Below are 19,722 nucleotides of genomic sequence, written 5' to 3'. Positions count from 1 at the left end.
CAAGGGCCGCGGCGTCAGGCGGCAGGCTCGGGCCCGGCGTCCGAATCCTCCGCCCCGTCGGCTTCCTCCGCCTCGCCCGTTTCGCCGGCGAGCAGGCTCTCCGCGTCGATTGTTGCGCCTTCCGGCGCCTTGGCGAGGATGTCGGCGAGCGCCTTGGCCCGGCCCGCCAAGGGCCCGCCGTGCGGGTTGGCGGCAAGCGGTGCGAGGTAATCGCGCGCCAGATCGAGCTTGCCCTCGCGCACCAGCATCACCGCCGTGTTGATCTGCAAGCCCTGGTCGAAGGGGGCGAGCTGCGAGGCGCGCTCCAGCGCCGCGCGTGCGCCCTCGGGCGGCACCGCGCCGCGCTCGGCATAGCTGCGGTAGTAGTGGATCAGCGGCAGGGGGTGGTCGTTCTCGACCGCGTTCAGCGCCTGGAACGGCTGCATCGCCTCGTCATAGGCCGCCCGCTTGTCCTCGGCCTTGCGGGCGCGGCGGAACAGGGCGAAGCCCTTCTGGACATAGGCATTGGTGCGCGAGGGATCGGCGGCGATCGCCTTGTCGGCGGCGGCGATCGCCTCGGCATCGTTGCCGGCATCGTACTCCGCCTCGGCAAGCGCGGCGAGCACCCCCGGGTCGTCAGGATACTTCGCCGCCACGGCGCGCGCCTCGACGAGGATTTCGGCCGCCTCCTTCTCGTTGACGCCGCGCTGCGAGCGGATCACCAGCGGCATCATCGCCGCCTCGCCCGCCGGCAGCTTGCGCAGCGCGATCGTGCTGCCGGTGCTCAGCTTCTCGGGCGGCAGGACGAAGGTCATCATCGTCTTGGCGCGCAGATAGGAGCCCAGCTGGCGCTCCAGCGCATCGAGATCGCCGAAGGCGGCCTCGCCCGCTGCGAGCGGGGCCATGCCGTTGATCAGGTTGACCTGATACTGCTCGATCTGGCCTCTGCGGTCCGGGTTGAAGGTCAGGAAGTGATAGAGCAGCCAGCTCTTGCCATAGAAGGCGTCATAGCCCTTGCCGCGCTGCTTCTCGTAGAGCGCCGGGTCGAGCAGCTCGCGCACGTGGACCGGATCGGCGAGCAGCAGCTCGGGCCCGCGGTGCTGCGCGGCGCGGCCGATCAGCAGGCTGCCGTCGCTATTGAAGCTCGCCGCCGCGAAGAACTCCGCCGAACCCTCGCTTAGCCAGCGCGACAGGGGAAAGCGCGAGGAGGAGATGAAGAAGTGGTGCGCATATTCGTGCAGCAGCACGATGGTGGAGAAATGCGGGTAGCCCCTCTGGTTGCGGATGTCCTGCACGAAGGCGCGGCTCGCCCCGGCGCGCGGGATGTAGAAGCCCCCGACATAGCGGTTCCCGCCGGTCAGCGCCCGCATGTCGCGCTGCCCGCCGACCACGAAGATCGTCACCCGGTTGGAGGGGCTGGGCTTCTCCACCGTGCGCCCGGTCAGCGCGGCGATGGCGCTGTGATAGCGTTCGAGGTTCTCGGCGAAGATCCGGATGTCGCCTTCGCGGTCGTCGGCATAGATGACGAAGTGGTCGCTCGAGGCTTCGTACCATTCGGCGGAGGCGGGCGCTGCGGCTGCGACCGCCACGAGGGCCGCGAGCAGCAGGCGGTAAAGTCCGGAAATCATGGCGTGCGTCCCCTCCCGTCCGGTCTGCGACACCCGGACGATCGGCTCGAACATATCGGTTTTACCGCGCGACACCAGAGGCTTGCGGCGAAATGCCTGCCTCCGCGTGGGGCCGCGTGTCCTCGAGATATTGCCAGATGCGGCTGACCACCACCGAACCCTCGCCGACCGCGCTCGCGACCCGCTTGACGGAGCCCGCGCGCACGTCGCCCACAGCGAAGATGCCGGGCGCGGTGGTGGCGTAGTCGTCGGCCTGCCCGGCGGCCGCGCCGGTGAGGACGAAGCCCTTGGCGTCGGTTTCGGCAAGGCCCGAGAGCCAGCCGGTGTTGGGCGCCGCGCCGATCATGATGAACAGCGCGCGGGTGTCGATCCGCTGCTCGCTCTCGCCGGTCTTCAGGGTGATGCCTTCGAGCCAGCTTTCGCCGTGGAGGGCGGTGACCTCCGAATGATAGTGGATCGTCACGCGCGGATCCGCCTCGAGCCGCTGCATCAGGTAGCTCGACATCGAGGCGGCGAGGCTGCCCGATCGCACCACGAGGTGCACGTGGGCGGCCGCGCGGCTGAGATACATCGCCGCCTGCCCCGCCGAATTGCCGCCGCCGATCACCACTGCCTCGGTATGCGAGCAGAAACGCGCCTCCATCTCGGTCGCCGAGTAGAAGATGCCCGCGCCCTCGAGCGCCTCGAGGTTGTCGATCGGCAGGCGGCGGTACTGCACCCCGGTCGCGATCAGCACCGCGCGGGCGCAGAGCTCGTCGCCGTCATCGAGCGTCAGGCAATAGGCCCCGTCTTCGCGGCGGCTCATCGCCTCGACCCGTCGGGGCATGACGAAACGGGTGCCGAACTTCATCGCCTGCACCTGTCCGCGCCAGGTGAGGTCGGTGCCGCTGATGCCGGTCGGAAAGCCCATGTAGTTCTCGATCCGGCTCGATGTGCCGGCCTGCCCGCCCACGGCGGTATCCTCGACCACCAGCGCCTCGATCCCCTCGGAGCCCGCATAGACCGCCGCCGCCACGCCCGCGGGGCCCCCGCCGACGATCACGAGGTCGTAGGTCCGGCGCGAACAGATATCGAGATCGAGCCCGAGATATTGCGCGACCTTGCGCGGGGTCGGGTCCTCCAGCCGGGTGCCCGCGCCGAGCAGGACGGCGGGCTCACTGCCGACCAGCGAGCACACTTCCACCGTCTGCGCGTCCGAGGCGTCGAGATCGAAGCTCTTGAAGGGGATGCGGTTCCTCGACAGGAAGCGTTCCACCGCCTGCACCCTGGCGTCGCGGTCGGCGCCGATCACCTTGACCGCGGCATTGCCGAGCTCGAACTGCTTGCGGCGGCGCGCGGCGAAGACCGTGATGAGGTGGTCGCTGAGTTCGGGGATGCGGCTCATCAGTTCGAGCACGCCCTCGCGCGGGGCCTCGATCACGCGGGTATCCACCGCCGCGCGCATCTTCAGGTAATTGGTGCCGCGGTTCAGGAAGGCGATCTCGCCCATGAACTGCGTGGGGCCGAGCGCGGATGCAAGCAGGCGTTCGCCGGTGTAGGGATTGACCACCTCGATCTCGCCGTCGAGCACGTAGACGAAGCGGTCCATCGGCTCGCCGATGTCCATGACGATGGCGCCGGCGGGGTAGAACTTCTCGCCCCCGATCGCGCAAATGGCATCGACATGGGCGGGCGCCAGCGGCACCCGGCGCATGGTTTCAAGGTCCTGTCCGAGAGATTCCATGTCCGCCTCCTGCCGCCCGAAGGTTGCAAGATGGGGTCAGGGGCGCGCGATGGGAAGGGGGAGCCTTGCCCCCCCGACTAGGCCTTCGCCTGCGCGATGTAGCGGCCCACGGTGTTCGCCATCACGGAAAGCGGTGCATTGCCGCCCAGCACCACGGCGGTGTTGAAGGCCTTGAAATCGTATTTCGCGCCCAGCTCCGCCTGCGCCCGGGCGCGCTGGCGGACGATCTCGGAATGGCCGATCTTGTAGCCGCAGGCTTGCCCGGGCCAGCTGCAATAGCGGTCGACCTCGGAGGCGACCTCCTCGACCTTCGAGCCGTTTTCCTCGACGAAGAACTGGCGGCCCTGCTCGCGCGTCCAGCGCTTGGCGTGCAGGCCGGTGTCGACCACCAGCCGGCAGGCGCGGAAGGCGAGGGATTGCAGGTATCCCAGCCGCCCGACCTTGAATTCGTCATAGGCGCCCAGCTCGTCGGCGATCTGCTCGGCGTAGAGCGCCCAGCCTTCGGAGAAGGCGTTGAAGGCGAGGATCGAGCGGATCAGCGGCAGGCGGTTGGAGAACTCGCCCTCCCACACGTGACCGGGGATCGATTCGTGGAAGGTGAGGTCGGCAAGGTCGTACTTGCGGTGCAGGTCGGTGGTCCTGAGGTTGATCCAGAACCGGCCCGGGATCGAACCGTCCTTGCTCCCCGCGCCGCCATAGGCCCCGGGGGCGCCGGGCTCCTCGGTCAGCGGCAGGCGGCGCACTTCGAGCGGCGGATCGACCAGCCGGTTGAAGGCGCGCGGCATCTGCGACTTGATCCACGCCACGCGCTCGTTGATGAAGGCGAAGATCTCCGCGCGGCCCGGATCGCCCTCGGCGAACTGGTAGCGCGGGTCTTCCGCCAGCGCGCGCATCCGTTCGCCGACGCTGCCCTTGGTGTAGCCGATTTCCCTGAGGATCGGGTCCATCCGCCCGTGGAGCGTGCGCAGCTCGTCGAGCCCCTGCCGGTGGATCTCGTCGGGGGTCATGCGGGTGGTGGTCGAGGCGCGGATCGCCCAGTCGTAATAGGCCTCCCCGCCGGGCTGCGCCCACATCCCGGCCGCATCCTTGGCGGCGGCGCGCTGGACCTTGAGTTCCGCGAGCTGGCGCTCGAGCGCGGGGACGATGCCGCTGGCGGCGATGCGTTCGGCCTGGCCGGCCGCCTTGTCCGCGCCGGCGATGCCCGAGCCTTCGAGCGGCCCGGCATAGCTCTCCTTCGCCGCGCCGATGCTCGCCTCCATCTGGGCGATCGCCTTGTCGAGCAGGAAGGCGGGCGGCACCAGGCCCTCGCCGCGCGCATCACGGATGCGCTGGAGTTCGCCGTCGAGGATCGCCGGGACTTCCGCGAGGCGGTCCATGTAGGGGCCGATGTCCTCGCTCGTCTTGAGCGGCTGTCCCGAGCCGAAGAAGCGCGGAAGGTCGATATAGCCGCCGACATTCTGGATCACGACATAGGGCGCGTTGCGCCAGCTGCCGACCGCAACATCGCCATAGGGCTGGGCCATGCCCTCGAGCGCGCTGGTGAAGGCCGTCTCGACGACCTCGAAACCGATCTGCTGGTCGCTCGTGAGGCCCTCACGCGGGTAGGTGCGCACCTCGGCGACGAGTTCCTTGAGGGTTCCCGCATAGGCCTCGCGCCCGGCCTCGCCGGGGGTCCCGAAGGTCGAGCGCCAGGCGGCGTATTCGCCCGTGTCGACCCCAAGGCCCGTGGCGCGGCCCGGCTCGTGGGCGAGCATCCGGTAGGCGACCTTGTCGAGCGCCGCGTCGGGATCGAGCCCGGCGAGCGATGCGGGCGCGGCGGCGGTCGCGGGCGCAGCGGTGCGCGCGGCGCAGGCGGGCAGCAGGGCGATGGCGGAGGTGCCGGCCAGCCCTGCAAGGGTCTGGCGGCGGGTGACGGCGATGGTGCTCTCTCTCATGGCGCGAAGGTGTGGCGAGGCCTCGCGCGCAAGTCAATTGCGCCGGCCCTCGCTCCCACGCTAAGGCGCGCGCCATGACCGATATCGTGCTCTCGATCGTGATGCTCGCCGCGCTGGCGCTGGTGGCGGGGGCCTTCGTCCTGTGGCGGCGCACCGGCGAGGTCAGGAACCCCGCGCTGATGGTGCTGCTGGCGGTGATCGCGGTGGCGAACGTGCTGATCTGGACGCTCCCCACCGCGACGGGCGAGGCACCGATCGAGCAGATCAGGGCCGCCGGGGAAGAATGATCCTCCTCCCCCGGCGCGCCCCGTCACCCGGTCAGGGGATCTGCCAGGTGACGCTGCCGGAATAGCTGCCCGCGACCGGCCTGCCGCTGCTGTCGCGCGCCGCATCGAAGCGGGCGCGCTTCGTCACCAGCTCGCAGGTCGCCGCATCGAGCGGGGCGTGCCCGGTCGAGCGGGTGACGGTGCAGCCCGTCACCTTCCCGCCCGCATCGATCGCGAGGGTGAAGGCGGCGGTCCCGGCCATGTCCTCGCGGATCCAGCGCGGGCGGTAGTCGTCGTTGGTCACCCAGCGCCCGGGATTGTTGCGCGGCGCCGCGCCCACCGGCTTGAAGGGCGTGGTGCCCGGGGTCGGCTGCGGGATGATCGCATCGCCCGAACCCGCGCCGTTGCCGACCACCACCTCGCCCGGCCAGGGCAGCGGGATCAGCACCGGATCGCCGATCGTCACGTCCCGCGGTCCGATGGTCGTCGGGCCGGAGGGGTTCGCCGGAGTCTTCGGCGTGCTGTCGCTGGGGGGCGGATCGGGCGGAGGCGGGGGCGGCGGGGGCAGGGGGATGTCGGCGATCTGCCGCCCTTCCAGTCGCGGCTTGTCGGGCGCGGTCGCCACCGTCACCGCAAGGCCCACCACCAGCAGTGCGCCGAAGGCGCCGGGAATGCCGAGCGCGCCGGCAAGAGCGGCGGGGTTGGGGCGGCGGTTGGCAGAAGCATAGGTCATAGGGGGTGCTCCTCTCTCCATCACGTGGGAGCGGTGGCCGGAGCACCTTTCGCAAGCACGGCACGCCGGCCCCGCTCGCCTCGGAGAATACTATGACTTTTGCTAGGGGCGAAGCAGTTTCGCGTTGCTTTTCAATACCGTATTTTTTGCAATCAAATCAGTAGAGAAAATCGCGAGCGCACGCGCGCGAGCCGCAGGCGCCCGGACCCCGGACTTGATCCGGGGGGAGGAACAGCGCCGAGGACTGCACGCCGGAGGGCGTGCAGCACACAAGAACGCGTCACCTGATCGGGCAATCCGGCGAGAGGCGGAAGTCGAGATAGTTGTCGACCGCGCGCATCAGTTCCTCGAGCTCGTTCTCGAAGAAGTGGTTGGCGCGCGGGATTTCCTCGTGGTGGATGGTGATGTGCTTCTGGGTGCGCAGCTTGTCGACCAGCTTCTGCACCGCATTGGGCTGCACCACCGTGTCCGCCGCGCCCTGCAGGAAGATGCCCGAAGCGGGGCAGGGGGCGAGGAAGGAGAAATCGTACATGTTGGCGGGCGGCGCGACCGAGATGAAGCCGCGCACTTCCGGGCGGCGCATCAAGAGCTGCATCCCGATCAGCGCGCCGAAGCTGTAGCCCGCGATCCAGGTGCTCTGCGCCTCGGGGTGGATCGACTGCACCCAGTCGAGCGCGCTGGCCGCGTCCGAAAGCTCGCCGATCCCGCTGTCGAAGCTCCCCTGCGAGCGCCCCACGCCGCGGAAGTTGAAGCGCAAAGTCGCAAAGCCGCGATCCGCAAAGGTCTTGTAGAGCCGCTGCACGATCCGGTCGTTCATCGTGCCCCCGCCTTCGGGGTGCGGATGGAGGATCATCGCGACCGGCGCGCGCGGGCGCGGGGGCGGGGAGAAACGGCCTTCGAGACGGCCCTCTGGGCCGGGAAAGATGACGGACGGCATTGATCGACCTTAGGCGTGAGGGATCGCGAGCCGCCGGGTGGCGCTCGCCATTGTGCGCCTATATAGGCTGGGCCCCGCAAATCGCAATTTTTTCACGAGGACAGGCATCATTCCCGAACGGGTCTACCTCGACCACGCCGCCACCTCGCCCCTGCGCCCGGAGGCCAAGGCGGCGATGGAGGAGGGATTCAGGCTGTGGGCGAACCCCTCCAGCCCCCACGCAGAGGGGCGCCGCGCGCGGGCGGCGCTGGAGCATGCGCGCGAGCGGATCAAGCGCGCGCTGGGGTGGGAGGGGGAGCTGATCTTCACCTCCGGGGCGAGCGAGGCCCTGTGGATTGCGCTCAACCGCGCGAAGGTGGAGCGACGGATCGTCAGCGCGGTCGAGCATGATGCGGTGTTTAGGGCAGCGCCGAATGCCGAGGTTGTGTCGGTGGTCGATGGCGAGGTCGATCCTGACACGCTCCCCGATTGCGCAAGCGCGCTCGTCGCGGTGCAGCACGTCAATTCAGAAACCGGAACGATCCTGCTGCCCTACGTGCGTAACACCCTGCTTGAAACTGTCCGCGCGCAGGGCGGGCAGATGCTTGTCGATTGCTCCCAAAGCGCAGGCAAGCTTGCCTTGCCGGATGCGGACATGCTGGTGATCTCTGCCCACAAGTTTGGCGGACCGATCGGTATCGGCGCGCTGCTGCTGCGCGATTTCGGTCTGCTCGATCCCGTCGGCGGGCATGAACGCGGCTACCGGCAAGGGACGGAGAACCTGCCCGGCGCGATGGGCATGGCCGCGGCGCTGGAGGCGGCGCTGGCGGATGACTGGCGCGCCGATGCTTCCCCGCAGCTCGATTTCCGTGCGGCCTTGCGCTCTACGGGTGAGCTGATCGAACCGGGCTATCAGTGCGACTACATCCTGTCCGTCGCCCACCCCACGATGAGCGCGCAGGCCCTGCTGATCCGGCTCGACGCCATGGGCTTTGCCGTTTCGGCTGGGAGCGCATGTTCTTCGGGGACTCTCAAGAAAAGCCGGGTGCTCGATGCCTTCGGGGTGCCTGATGATGTCGCCGCGCGCACCATCCGGGTGAGCCTCGGGTGGTCGACCACGCCCGAGGAACTGGAGCGGTTCGCGGATGCGTGGGCTTCGCTGACCTGAACCGTTCGCCCTGAGCTTGTAGAAGGGCCGTCTTTCCTTTCGGACCAAAGCGCACAAAGAAGAACGGTGCTTCGACAAGCTCGGCACGAACGGGTAGGGGCAGGGGCATGATCTACCTCGACTACCAGGCCACCACCCCGCTCGCGCCCGAAGCGCGCGAGGCGATGCTGCGCTGGCTCGGCGGACCTGCCGACGACACCTTCGGCAACCCGCACAGCGCGCACCGCATGGGCCGCATGGCCGCCGCGGCGGTCGAGACCGCGCGCGAACGGGTCGCGGCGCTGCTGCCCGCGGGCGGCCAGCTGGTCTTCACGAGCGGCGCGACCGAGGCGATCAACATGGTGCTGCAGGGCACCCCCGGCGACGTCGTCACCTTCGCCACCGAGCACGCCGCGGTGCTCGATTGCCGGCGGGCGGTCGAGGCGCAGGGGCGGCGCTTCACGGTGCTCCCCGTGACGCCCGATGGGCGCGCCGATGTCGATGCGTTGGCCGGTCATGTCACGTCATCGACAGGTCTTGTCGCGGTCATGGCGATCAACAACGAGATCGGGGTGCGCAATCCGCTCGCCGCCGTGGTCGAGATCGCGCGGTCGGTCGGGGCGAGGGTGCTGGTCGATGCGGTGCAGGCCTATGGCCGGGTGCCGGTCGAGGTCGCGGCCGATTACATCGCAATCTCCGCCCACAAGTGCCACGGTCCCAAGGGCATCGGCGCCTTGTGGGTGGGTCATGGCGCTGTCGTCGCCCCCCTGTTGCACGGCGGCGGGCAGGAAGGGGGGCTGCGCTCGGGCACGCTCTCGCCCGCGCTGTGCGCCGGTTTCGGCGCGGCGGCGCAGGTCGCGCAGGAGAGCCTGTCGGAGCAGATGTTTCACGTGGAACAGCTCTGGACCATGGCGCGGGAGGCTTTCGCCGGGTGGGAGCTGAACGGCAGCGCGGTCGATCGCTGGCACGGCAATCTCAACATCAGGAAGGACGGTCTCGACGTCGCCCGGCTGATGAGCGACTGCCGTCAGGTGATGTTCTCCGCCGGCAGCGCCTGCGCCAGCGGATCGGGCCGGCCCAGCCATGTGCTGCGCGCGATCGGGCTGAGCGAGGCCGAGGCAAAGTCCTCTATCCGCCTCGGTTTCGGACGCTATACGACCCGGCAGGACATCGAGACCGCCGCCGCCGCGATTCTCGCGGGCGCGAAGGAGCAAGGCCTGTGAGCATCACCCTGACCTTCATCGATCCGCGCGGGAAAGCCGTCCAGACTGCGGCGGAAAGCGGCGACAACCTGCTGCGCGCAGGCCAGGCGGCGGGGCTCCCCCTGGAGGGCACCTGCGAGGGGCAGATGGCGTGCTCGACCTGCCACGTGATCGTCGCCCCCGAGTGGTTCGACCGCCTGCCGCCCGCCTCGGAGGAGGAGGAGGACATGCTCGATTTCGCCGCCGGCGCGCGGCGCACCTCGCGCCTGTCGTGCCAGATCGAACTGACGCCGGACCTCGACGGGCTGACCGTCTCCGTCCCCGCCGAAAGCAACGATCTGCGGCGGATGTAGCCCTCGCTATTCCGGGCGCAGATCGAGCAGCCAGATCGCCGCCACTAGCCCCGCGCTCGCCACCATCAGCGCGCCTGCCACCAGCTTGAGCGTCAGCCCCCGCATAGGCCGGGCCTTGTGGCACTCGAGCCGGTCGGCCACCTCCGCCGCCTTGCGCTGCGCGGCGTAGAAGATCGCGATGGCGACGAGGATGAAGACGCTCGCCAGCGCGCGCGGTATCCAGGGCGGATCGAGCCGTCCGAACAGCGCGTTGAAGCCGAGCCCGATGCCGACCGCGGCAAGGCCCGTGCGCATCCATCCGGCGAAGGTGCGCTCGTTCGCCATGATGGTGCGGTCCTCGGCCCAGTCCGTGCGCCGTTCCGCCCAGTCGGTGCGCTGCTCGGCGAGGCCGTTGCGCCCGTTCTCGTCAGCGTCCGCCTCTCCCATTGCCGCCAGCGCAGGCTCAGTCGGCAGGCGCCATGTCGAGCGCCGCCATCAGCGCCTCGGTAAAGGCGGGAATGTCGCCCGGCTTGCGGCTTGTTATGAGATTCTCGTCGACGACCACCTCCTCGTCGACCACCGCCGCGCCGGCATTGACGAGATCGGTGCGGATCGAGGGCCAGCCGGTGACCGTGCGCCCCTCGATCAGATCGGCCTCGGCCAGCAGCCAGGGCGCATGGCAGATCGCCGCGATCGGCTTTTCGGCGGCATCGAAGGCGCGCACCAGGTCGATCACCTTGCGATGGGTACGCAGGACATCGGGATTGATCTGGCCGCCCGGGAGCAGCAGGGCGTCGTAGTCGTCGACCGAGACCTCGCCGATGGTCAGGTCGACCGGCACGGTCTGGCCCCAGTCCTTCTTGTCCCAGCCGCGGATCTCGCCGGGTTCGATGCTGGCGATGGTGACCTCGGCGCCCGCTTCGACCAGCAGGTCGCGCGGTTTTTCGAGTTCGGACTGTTCAAAGCCGTCGGTGGCGATGATGAGGACGCGCTGCATGGAAATTCTCCTTGTGAAGATCGAGGCTAGTCGCGCCTCGCACATGCAGTTCCTTCGGGCGGGTCAGGGCGGCTACGGCGCGCGGCGGGCCGCTTTCCCTGTGGAAAGCCCTCTCCCTCGCGCCCGCGCGGGTTGCTAGACGAAGTCCATGTCCGATCCCACCATCACCGACACGCCCGACGATGGTTTCGACGCGATCGTCGATGCGCCCTTCGATGCCGCGCTGTCGGAGCGTTACCTCGTCTATGCCCTCTCGACGATCACCGCGCGTTCGCTGCCCGATCTGCGGGACGGGCTGAAGCCGGTCCACCGCCGCCTGCTGTGGGCGATGCGGCAGCTGAAGCTCGACCCTTCGAGCGCCTTCAAGAAATCCGCCCGCGTGGTCGGCGACGTGATCGGCAAGTATCACCCGCATGGCGATGCCTCGGTCTATGACGCGATGGTGCGCCTCGCGCAGGACTTCGCCCTGAGGTATCCGCTGGTCGAGGGGCAGGGGAACTTCGGCAATGTCGACGGGGACAACGCCGCCGCCTACCGCTACACCGAAGCGCGCCTGACGAAGACCGCCTTGGAGCTGATGGCGGGCCTCGACGAGGGCACGGTCGATTTCCTGCCCACCTACAACGGCGAGGAGATCGAGCCCGAGATCTTCCCCGGGCTGTTCCCCAATCTCCTCGCCAACGGCGCGAGCGGGATCGCGGTGGGGATGGCGACCAGCATTCCCAGCCACAACGTCGCCGAGGTCATCGATGCGACGCTGGAACTGATCGACAACCCCTCTGTCACGCATGAACGGCTGATGGAGCTGTTCCACGGCCCCGATTTCGCCACCGGCGGCCACGTGATCGACAGCCCCGCGGTCATCTCCGAAGCCTATCGCACCGGCCGCGGCGCCTTCCGCCTGCGCGGGCGGTTCCTTGCGCCCGAGGCGAAGGACCCCGCCGACGTCGAGGCCGGGATCGAGCGGCTCGGCGGCGGCCAGTGGCAGCTGGTGATCTCGGAAATTCCCTACCAGGTGCCCAAGTCCAAGCTGATCGAGCAGATCGCGCAGGCCATCGCCGACAGGAAGCTCCCGATCCTCGAGGACGTGCGCGACGAGAGCGACGAGGCGATCCGGATCGTCATCGTCCCCAAGAGCCGCAATGTCGATCCCGAACTGCTCAAGGAGAGCCTGTTCAAGCTCACCGACCTCGAGACGCGCTTCAGCCTCAACATGAACGTGCTCGACGCCCCGCCCGGGCTGGGGCGGACGCCGATGGTGATGGGGCTGAAGGAACTGCTCGAGAGCTGGACCTTCGCGCAGATCGACATCCTCCAGCGCCGCGCCAGGCACCGGCTCGCCAAGATCGCCGACCGGCTGGAGCTGGTGCGCGGCTACATCATCGCCTTCCTCAATCTCGACCGGGTGATCGAGATCATCCGCACCGAGGACGAGCCCAAGCCGGTGATGATGGCGGAATTCGACCTCACCGACCGCCAGGCCGAGGCGATCCTCAACATGCGGCTGCGGTCCTTGCGCAAGCTCGAGGAAATGCAGCTCAGGAAGGAGCAGGACGAACTGCTGGCCGAGCAGGACGAGCTCGAGAAGCTGCTCGAAAGCCCGGCGCGGCAGCGCACCCGGCTGAAGCGCGATCTGCGCAATCTGCGCAAGGACTATGCCGAGGACACGGCACTAGGGAAGCGCCGCACGCTGATCGCGGAAGCCGCTGCCACCGTCGAGTTCAGCATGGACGCGATGATCGAGAAAGCGCCCGTCACCGTGATCCTCAGCCAGAAGGGCTGGATCCGCGCGGCCTCCGGGCACGTGCCGCTCGACCAGGAGTTCAAGTACAAGGAGGGCGACGGCCTCGCCTTCATCTGCCACGCGCAGACCACCGACAAGCTGCTGCTGGCCGCCTCGGACGGGCGCTTCTTCACCCTGGGCTGCGACAAGCTCCCCGGCGCGCGTGGCTTCGGCGAGCCGGTGCGCACCATGATCGACCTCGAGAGCGAGGCCAGCGTCAGCGCGATGATGGTCCACAAGCCGGGCGGCCGCCTGCTGCTCGCCTCGAACCACGGCAAGGGCTTCGTCGCCGAGACGAACGAGCTGCTGGCCGAGACCCGCAAGGGCCGGCAGGTGGTCAATCTCAAGGATGGGGCGCGGCTAGCGGTGATCCGCCCGATCGGCGAGGGTCACGATCACGTCGCGGTCGTTGGCGAGAACCGCAAGCTGGTGGTGTTCAATCTCGAGGAACTGCCCGTCATGTCGCGCGGGCAGGGCGTCCAGCTGCAACGCTACCGCGACGGGGGGCTGTCGGACGCGACGACCTTCGTGCTCGCCGACGGGCTCAGCTGGCAGATGGGCGGATCGGGCGAGCGCACCCGAACGGAGACCGAAATCCGCATGTGGAAGGTGGCGCGCGGCGCTGCCGGACGGATGCCGCCGCAGGGCTTCCCCAAGTCCGGCAAGTTCGGCTGAAGCGACTGCGGGAGCGGCATGCTCCCGCAGTCCTTCTGCGACCCTGACGAAACCTCAGGAGGCGCCGCCGGTGGTCTTCGCCGCGCCGCCGCCCGTGGCCGCGCTGGCGATCTGCTCGCGGCTGTAGAGCACCGCCAGCTGGCCCTGCGGGTTCACCGCGAAGTGTTCCTTGCGCATCTGGAGCTTGCCCTGCGGGCTCTCGAGCAGGATGCGGTCGGCGGCAAGGTCGACCTCGGTCAGCTTGCCGACATCGCGGCCGCCGGCAGAGACGACGCTCGCGCCCACGACCAGCGCCGCATCGCGCTTGGCGTTCGCCTCGGCGACGCGCTGGTCCATCATCGTGTCGACCTGGTCGCGGGTGGCGTTGACGCTCTTGCCGGCATCGGCGTCGTAGAGCATGCTCACCGGCACCGCCGCCTTGTGCTTGCCGGTGTCGATCACCACCACCTGATCATCGATTTCGGAAACGGTGCCCACCGGGTTGCCGTCATTGCCGTAGATCGTCGCGCCGACGTCCTGCGCCATGGCCGCCGCGGGGGTGACGGCAAGAGCGCCGGCAAGCAGCGCCAGCTTGAGGGTTTTCATCTTTCAACTCCGTACTCTTGTGGCCGGGAGCCGTGCCGCGGGAACGGCACGACCGGCAGGGGATCGCGGGCGCGAGCGGTTCGGGAAGGACACCGCGGCGAGGGGCCGACAAGGCCGGGGAGAGTGACCGGTGCGCCTTCTTGGGGCTGCGTCCCGGTCTGGCCCGCAGGCCTGATGCTAACCTGCGTGAGACACGCGCGGCAACCGGAGCGGGGCACATCCGTCGCGGTTTTGGCCCCGTTCGCCCCGGCACGGGGGTCAGGCGCGCGCCTTGTCCAGTTCCTCGGCGAGCAGCGCCTCGATCCGCTCCCCATCGGGGAAACCCTCGGCGACCCAGCGTGCCTCGACAGCCTGAAGGATACGCGCGACGGATGGCCCCGCGCTCACGCCCCGCGCAACGATCGCGCCGCCCTTGAGCGGGAAGACGGGGACGCTCCACTGCGCCACGGCGCGCGCATCGGCACCCGCCAGCAGCAGGCGGTCGGCCGCGACCGGCGGGGTCAGGCGATAGGCGAGCGCCAGCGGCGCGGCCGCATCTTCGGGCGCGCGCTCGGCGGCAGCGACGAGACGGCCGCGCTGGGCCTTGGACAGCCGCAGGCGGGCGGCGACGGTCTCGGCCACGTCAGCCGAGGGCGGCAGCAGGGCGGCGAGGCGCCGCACCGGATCGGGCGCGAAACCCTGTTCCCGCTCGGCGGCGATCAGGCGGGCGAGGGCGGCGAGCTGCGGCGCGCAGGCCTCGGGCAGGATCACGCCGAGCACCCCACGCGCCCGCATCCGTTCGAGCGTCGGATGGGGATCGGGCAGGGCGAGCAGGGCCAGCAGCTCGGCCGCGATGCGCTCGCGGCTGAGGCCCTTCAGCGTATGCGCCAGCGCCGCGCAGGCATCCTCGGCCTCCTGATCGAGATCGGCGCCGAAGCGGGTCTGGAAGCGGTAGTAGCGCAGGATCCTGAGGTGATCCTCGGCGATCCGCGCCGCCGCCTCGCCGATGAAGCGCACCCGCCCGGCGGCAAGATCCTCGCGCCCGCCGAACCAGTCGTCGATCTCCAGCGTCTCGGGATGGGCATAGAGCGCGTTGATCGTGAAATCGCGCCTTGCGGCATCCTCGGGCCAGTCGGATGCGAAGGCGATCGTGGCGCGCCGTCCGTCGGTGGCGACATCGCGGCGCAGGGTGGTGACCTCGACCGGGCCGTCCTTCAGGATCGCGGTGACGGTGCCGTGCTCGATCCCGGTCGGCACGGTGCGGATGCCGGCGCGCCCGCAGGCGGCAATGACCTCGGCGGGCATGAGCTTGGTGGCGCAATCGACGTCCGCCACGGCGACGCCCAGTAGCCCGTCGCGCACCGCCCCGCCGACCCAGCGGATGTTCTCGGCCCCCAGCGCCGCCGTCAGCGCTACGAGACCCTCGCGGCGGGTCCAGTCGGCTTCGGCCAGATCACGCAGCATCGCGCAGCGCCTCCAGCGTGATCCGCCGCGACAGGTTGGCCATGATCGCCGCCGTCACGCCCCAGATGCGGAAGCCCTGCCATTCAAGCTCGAGATAGCGCCGCGTCGCCCCCCGCCAGAATGTCTCGTTGGTGGTCCAGCTGGCGGGATCGAGCAGCAGGGCGAGCGGCGCCTCGAACCATGCCTCGACCTCCTGCGGGTTGGGCACGAGCGGCAGGCCGTGCGGCACCACGCCCACCACCGGCGTCACCACGAAGCCGGTGCCGGTGTGATAGACATCGCTGGTGCCGATCACCTGCACCGCGCTGCGGGGGAGGGCGAGCTCCTCCTCGGCCTCGCGCAGGGCGGCGGTGACGGCATCCTCGCCCGGATCGATCTTGCCGCCGGGGAAGGCGACCTGCCCCGGGTGGTCGCGCATCGCGCGGGGGCGCTGGGTGAGGATCACCTGTGGATCGTCTGCCACGTCGGTGATCGCGATCAGCACCGCGGCCGGCGTCGCGCGGCCATCGCGGGCGAACTGCGCGTCGCTCAGCAGATCGGGGATGTCGCGCGCATGGCCCTCGGCAAAGGCGCGCGAGAGGGGGGCAAGGATGCTCATGGCAGCAGGCGGAAGGCCTCGCCCTGGCTCTCGACCAGCCAGCCGTTTTCCTCCGCCCCCTCCGCCAGCGCGATTTCGGCGAGCTGCGCCCAGGTCGAACGGTTGAGCCGCGCCTCGCAGCCGCGCCGCACGTGGAGGTAGAGCGCCGGTTCCTCGGCCGTGCCGGCAGCGCGCAGGGCATGATCGGGCCCGGCGATGACGATGTCGTCGGTGTTGAGCCGGAAGGCGAGGGCCCCCTCGGCGCGCACGCAGTCGACCGCGATGAAGGCGGCGTCCTCGACCTCGATGGCGAGCTTCTCGAAGGGGGTGACAAGCCAGTGGTGCCCGGCCTCGTCGCGGGTCAGCAGGCCCGCGAAGGCGCGCACCATCGCCTCGCGGCGGATCGGCCCGCCCTCGTGGAACCAGGTCCCGTCGGCAGCGATCACCATGTGGCTCTCGCCCACTTTCTGCGGCGCCCAGCTCTCGACCGGCGGGAGCTTGCGGTCGGCCACCAGCGCGGCAATCTCGGAGAGCGTCAGGCCGGCAAGGTGCGGGGGCGGTTCGTAGGGCATGGCGCAGGCAGGGATGACAGATGGGGCGCGCAAGGTGAAGGGGTTATCTCCCCCCTAGCCCTCCCACGGCCCCAGCATGCCTTCCGCCGGCATGGCGGCAAGCCCGTGGCCGCGGGCGAGCAGGCGGTGCTGTTCATAGGGGCCCGGGCAGCGCCAGCCGCCCGTCATCGCGGCGGAAAAGCCCCAGCGACCGTAATACTCCGCATCCCCGATCAGCACCTGCGGGAGGGCGCGACCACCGGTGGCGGCGAGCCGCGCGTCCTCGGCGAGCATGGCGCTCATCAGGCCGATGCCGAAACCCTCGCCCTGCCGTTCGGGGACGACGGCGACCGGTCCGACCATCACCAGCGGCACCTGCCCCTTTTTCGTCTGCAACCCGATCGGCCAGCACTGGATCGTCGCCACCAGCATCTCGTCCGCATCGAGCGCGGCGAGGCTGAGGCCGGGCAGCCAGTCCATGCCCTCCCGGATGCGATAGGCGGTGCGCGCATGGCGATCCGGCCCGAAGGCGCGGTCGAGCACTTCCTCGATCATGGCGGGATCGACCGCCTCGAGCGGGATGATGGTCGCGGTCTCGGCCGCGCGGGGGAGAGCGGCCATCAGCGCGGGGTCAGCTTCAGCAGCTTGGCGCCCTTGCCGTCCTCGGCGATCCACACCGCGCCGTCGGGCCCTTGCGCGATTGCGCGCAGGCGCTTGCCGAAATCGTAGCGTGCCGTCTCGCGCGCGGTCTCGCCCTCGATGGCGACCGCGATCAGCGCCTGCGGCTTGAGCCCCGGCATCAGCGCCTGGCCCTTCCACGCGGCGAACAGGTCGCCGGAGTAGAACAGCATGTCGCCCGGCGCGATCACCGGGGTCCAGCTCGCCGCGGGCTGGGCGAAGCCGTCCGAGGGCTCGTGATCGGGGATCGGATCTCCGTTGTAATGCTCCCCGTTGGAGCGCACCGGCCAGCCGTAATTGGCGCCGGGCTTGACGAGGTTGAGCTCGTCACCGCCCGCCGGCCCGCGCTCGACCTCCCACAGGCGGCCTTGCGCATCCCAGTCCATGCCGAGGATGTTGCGGTGGCCCCACGACCAGATCTCGGCATTCACCCCGCCCTGGTCGGCAATCGGGTTGCCCGCGGCAGGCGTGCCGTCGAGGTTCAGGCGCACGATCTTGCCGAGCGTGTTGCCGGTCTCCTGCGAGGGCTGCATCTTCTGCCGCTCGCCGCTGGCGATGAAGAGATACTGGCCGTCGGGCGAGAAGGCGATGCGGTGCGAATAGTGGCCGCGGCCCGTGACCTTGGGGGTCTGTCGCCAGATCACCGACAGGCCTTCCACCGCGCAGGAATCGACCGCGGTGCAGGCCAGCGTGCCCCGGCCGACTGCCGCGCCGCGCGTATCGCCCTCGCCGGCCTCGGCCCAGCTCAGGTAGATCGTGCGCCCGTCAAGCGGCTTGCCCGCCTCGGCCGGGAGGAAAGCGACCTCGCCGAGCCCGCCTTGGCCGCCGTAATCGACCTGCGGCGCGCCGGCGACCGTGCCCACCTTGCCGCTGGCGGCGTCGAGCACCTTGAGCGTCCCCGACTTCTCGGTGACGAAGAGCATCTGGGTGCCGGGCGCGAAGGCAATCGCCCAGGGTTCCTCGAAGCTCGCGACCTCGCTGACCGCGAAAGGCTTGCCCTCGGCTGCGGCGCCGGTGGCGGCGGTGTCGGCGGACTGGGCGCTTTCCCCGGTTTCGGCATTGGCGCAGCTTGCCAGCGCCAGCGCCGGGAGAGAGAAGGCGGCGAGGAATCGGGCGGAACGGATCATGATAGGGGTCACTCCGGTTTTGGCGATCAGGGACGAGCCGGTGGTGATCGGCGTCGACGAGGCTGGCCGCGGGCCGCTCGCCGGGCCGGTGGTGGCTGCGGCCGTGGTTCTGGGTGCGGCGATACCGGCAGGGCTCGACGATTCCAAGCGGCTTTCGGCGAACCGCCGCGCACGGCTGGACACGGCGATCCGGCAGGGCTGCGGCTGGGCCGTGGCGGTGGTCGAGCCGGAGGAGATCGACCGGGTCAACATCTTCATGGCGACGATGCTGGCGATGACCCGCGCGGTGGCGAGCCTCACCGCGGCGCTGGGCTGCGAGACGCGCGAGGTGCTGATCGACGGCAACCTCACCCCGCACGGGCGCTGCGCCGGGTGGTGCTGGCCGGCGCGCGCGATCGTCGGCGGAGACGGGCTGGAGCCGTGCATCTCCGCCGCCTCGATCATCGCCAAGGAATGGCGCGACCGCCTGATGTGCGAGGCCGCCGCCGCGCATCCCCATTACGGCTGGGAGCGCAACAAGGGCTACGGCACGGCGGAACACCTCGAGGCGCTGCGCCGCCACGGGCCGAGCCCGCTCCACCGCCGCAGCTTCGCGCCGGTGGCGCAGCTCCAGCTGATCTGAACCGACAATCAATAAAGATTTCAGGTTTTTCCCTTAAGCATGGCGCGAAAGGGTAATGCGTCATGACCATCCATCGTCCCGTTTTCGGCCGCAAGCAGACCGGTGCCGGCCAGCCTGTGGCCCCGCGCGCCGCGCCCCATGAGGTTGCGAACGACGCGCCCGCCAGGCGCATCCTGCCCGAGGAGGTGTGGGACGGGCCCGCGGGCGACACCCTGCGCGGGATGGGGATGCAGCCGGATTCGCCCGCCAACCACCGCATGACCCAGGAACGCGCCGACGCGCTCCAGCAGGAGCAGATCGACCGGCAGCGCCAGTTCCTCGAGCGGGTCAATTCCCAGCTTCCCGTGGGCACCACCGTGTGCGCCTATGCGATGCTGCCGTGGGCGCTCTGGAACGGTCCCTACGGCCACATGCTCGCGGTGACCTGCGGGCTGTGGCCGCAGCAGCCGTGGAACACCCTGCTGCTCGCTGCCGACCAGCGGTCGAGCTTCGTGCTCGACCTGCCCGAGCACCCGGGCGGCTATCCGCCCGATTTCGTCCCCCAGCTCGAGCGCCTGCTCGGCGAGTTGCGCGGGGAGATGGATGCCGAGATGGCCAAGGCCAAGGCCGCCGCCAGCCTCAGCTGGGATGCGGTCGCGGCATGGGATGCGGCGCGGGTGGCGATGATCCCGAAGATCATGGCGATGGCGCATTATGTCGGCCAAATGTGCGTCGGCGAGGAAGCCTACGCGCGGCACAAGAAGCTGTTCGCCAAAACGCTCGGCTGGCCCTTCGCGGACTGAAGCCGCGGCGCTTGAGTCCTTTGCGCCACACCCCCGCATATC

Annotated in this window: 20 protein-coding genes; 7 read left to right on the top strand and 13 right to left on the bottom strand. The window is 69.7% G+C overall.

Annotated elements, in window-relative coordinates; translation table 11 throughout:
- Positions 1-14: 14 nt before the first annotated feature.
- From ACMX37_RS10880 to ACMX37_RS10870, 3 genes are all read right to left on the bottom strand, one after another.
- The gene (locus ACMX37_RS10880) at positions 15-1,607 is read right to left on the bottom strand and encodes a tetratricopeptide repeat protein (protein WP_483145940.1); all 1,593 of its coding nucleotides are present in this window, start codon (positions 1,605-1,607) and stop codon (positions 15-17) included.
- 61 nt (positions 1,608-1,668) lie between these two features.
- Entirely contained in the window at positions 1,669-3,330 is a 1,662-nt protein-coding gene (locus ACMX37_RS10875; protein ID WP_483145939.1) for an FAD-dependent oxidoreductase, read from the bottom strand.
- A gap of 77 nt (positions 3,331-3,407) precedes the next feature.
- On the bottom strand, positions 3,408-5,264 hold the full coding sequence (locus tag ACMX37_RS10870) for a DUF885 domain-containing protein (protein ID WP_483145938.1): 1,857 nt from the start codon (positions 5,262-5,264) through the stop codon (positions 3,408-3,410).
- Between the two features lie 74 nt (positions 5,265-5,338).
- Here ACMX37_RS10870 and ACMX37_RS10865 point away from each other — a divergent pair, with 74 nt between their 5' ends.
- Entirely contained in the window at positions 5,339-5,551 is a 213-nt protein-coding gene (locus tag ACMX37_RS10865) for a hypothetical protein (RefSeq protein ID WP_483145937.1), read from the top strand.
- Between the two features lie 31 nt (positions 5,552-5,582).
- Here the strand turns inward: ACMX37_RS10865 and ACMX37_RS10860 are convergent, their stop codons facing one another.
- Together ACMX37_RS10860 and ACMX37_RS10855 are read right to left on the bottom strand one after the other, a co-directional pair.
- Positions 5,583-6,263, bottom strand: a complete 681-nt coding sequence (locus ACMX37_RS10860) for an energy transducer TonB (protein WP_483145936.1) — start codon at positions 6,261-6,263, stop codon at positions 5,583-5,585.
- Positions 6,264-6,543: 280 nt separating this feature from the next.
- Positions 6,544-7,200: an alpha/beta hydrolase gene (locus ACMX37_RS10855; RefSeq protein WP_088913730.1), complete on the bottom strand. Its 657-nt coding sequence runs from the start codon at positions 7,198-7,200 to the stop codon at positions 6,544-6,546.
- A 175-nt stretch (positions 7,201-7,375) separates the two neighbouring features.
- Here ACMX37_RS10855 and ACMX37_RS10850 point away from each other — a divergent pair, with 175 nt between their 5' ends.
- The 3 genes from ACMX37_RS10850 to ACMX37_RS10840 all read left to right on the top strand — a co-directional run bounded on the left by ACMX37_RS10850 (position 7,376) and on the right by ACMX37_RS10840 (position 9,881).
- A complete protein-coding gene (locus tag ACMX37_RS10850; protein ID WP_483148396.1) occupies positions 7,376-8,347 on the top strand; it encodes a cysteine desulfurase family protein in 972 nt (323 codons plus the stop codon).
- Between the two features lie 107 nt (positions 8,348-8,454).
- Positions 8,455-9,549, top strand: coding sequence for a cysteine desulfurase family protein (locus ACMX37_RS10845; RefSeq protein ID WP_483145935.1), 1,095 nt, complete (start codon positions 8,455-8,457; stop codon positions 9,547-9,549).
- On the top strand, positions 9,546-9,881 hold the full coding sequence (locus ACMX37_RS10840) for a 2Fe-2S iron-sulfur cluster-binding protein (protein WP_483145934.1): 336 nt from the start codon (positions 9,546-9,548) through the stop codon (positions 9,879-9,881). The genes ACMX37_RS10845 and ACMX37_RS10840 overlap by 4 nt, the downstream gene beginning before the upstream one ends.
- Before the next feature lie 6 nt (positions 9,882-9,887).
- Here ACMX37_RS10840 and ACMX37_RS10835 read toward each other — a convergent pair whose 3' ends face one another.
- Entirely contained in the window at positions 9,888-10,307 is a 420-nt protein-coding gene (locus tag ACMX37_RS10835) for a YidH family protein (protein ID WP_483145933.1), read from the bottom strand.
- Positions 10,308-10,323: 16 nt separating this feature from the next.
- Complete coding sequence (locus ACMX37_RS10830) at positions 10,324-10,857, bottom strand: type 1 glutamine amidotransferase domain-containing protein (protein ID WP_483145932.1); 534 nt, start codon at positions 10,855-10,857, stop codon at positions 10,324-10,326.
- A gap of 148 nt (positions 10,858-11,005) precedes the next feature.
- Between ACMX37_RS10830 and parC the strand changes: the two genes are divergently transcribed.
- Positions 11,006-13,315: a DNA topoisomerase IV subunit A gene (gene parC, locus ACMX37_RS10825; protein ID WP_483145931.1), complete on the top strand. Its 2,310-nt coding sequence runs from the start codon at positions 11,006-11,008 to the stop codon at positions 13,313-13,315.
- Between the two features lie 54 nt (positions 13,316-13,369).
- On the opposite strand, the gene ACMX37_RS10820 is transcribed toward parC, so the two are convergent.
- The 6 genes from ACMX37_RS10820 to ACMX37_RS10795 all read right to left on the bottom strand — a co-directional run bounded on the left by ACMX37_RS10820 (position 13,370) and on the right by ACMX37_RS10795 (position 18,276).
- The gene (locus ACMX37_RS10820; protein ID WP_483145930.1) at positions 13,370-13,900 is read right to left on the bottom strand and encodes a hypothetical protein; all 531 of its coding nucleotides are present in this window, start codon (positions 13,898-13,900) and stop codon (positions 13,370-13,372) included.
- A gap of 258 nt (positions 13,901-14,158) precedes the next feature.
- Positions 14,159-15,343: a CCA tRNA nucleotidyltransferase gene (locus ACMX37_RS10815; RefSeq protein ID WP_483145929.1), complete on the bottom strand. Its 1,185-nt coding sequence runs from the start codon at positions 15,341-15,343 to the stop codon at positions 14,159-14,161.
- A complete protein-coding gene (locus ACMX37_RS10810) occupies positions 15,333-15,941 on the bottom strand; it encodes a CoA pyrophosphatase (RefSeq protein ID WP_483145928.1) in 609 nt (202 codons plus the stop codon). The genes ACMX37_RS10815 and ACMX37_RS10810 overlap by 11 nt, the downstream gene beginning before the upstream one ends.
- Positions 15,938-16,492, bottom strand: coding sequence for a DUF1285 domain-containing protein (locus tag ACMX37_RS10805; RefSeq protein ID WP_483145927.1), 555 nt, complete (start codon positions 16,490-16,492; stop codon positions 15,938-15,940). Before ACMX37_RS10805 ends, ACMX37_RS10810 begins: the two co-directional genes overlap by 4 nt.
- Before the next feature lie 54 nt (positions 16,493-16,546).
- Positions 16,547-17,092, bottom strand: a complete 546-nt coding sequence (locus ACMX37_RS10800; RefSeq protein ID WP_483145926.1) for a GNAT family N-acetyltransferase — start codon at positions 17,090-17,092, stop codon at positions 16,547-16,549.
- Complete coding sequence (locus ACMX37_RS10795) at positions 17,092-18,276, bottom strand: PQQ-dependent sugar dehydrogenase (protein ID WP_483145925.1); 1,185 nt, start codon at positions 18,274-18,276, stop codon at positions 17,092-17,094. Before ACMX37_RS10795 ends, ACMX37_RS10800 begins: the two co-directional genes overlap by 1 nt.
- Here ACMX37_RS10795 and ACMX37_RS10790 point away from each other — a divergent pair.
- Entirely contained in the window at positions 18,275-18,898 is a 624-nt protein-coding gene (locus ACMX37_RS10790) for a ribonuclease HII (protein ID WP_483145924.1), read from the top strand. The genes ACMX37_RS10795 and ACMX37_RS10790 overlap by 2 nt on opposite strands.
- 62 nt (positions 18,899-18,960) lie before the next feature.
- Entirely contained in the window at positions 18,961-19,680 is a 720-nt protein-coding gene (locus tag ACMX37_RS10785; protein ID WP_483145923.1) for a hypothetical protein, read from the top strand.
- Positions 19,681-19,722 lie beyond the last annotated feature (42 nt).

Source organism: Porphyrobacter sp. THAI-01a, from assembly GCF_056868655.1.
This window is presented reverse-complemented; position numbering and strand designations above follow the sequence as displayed.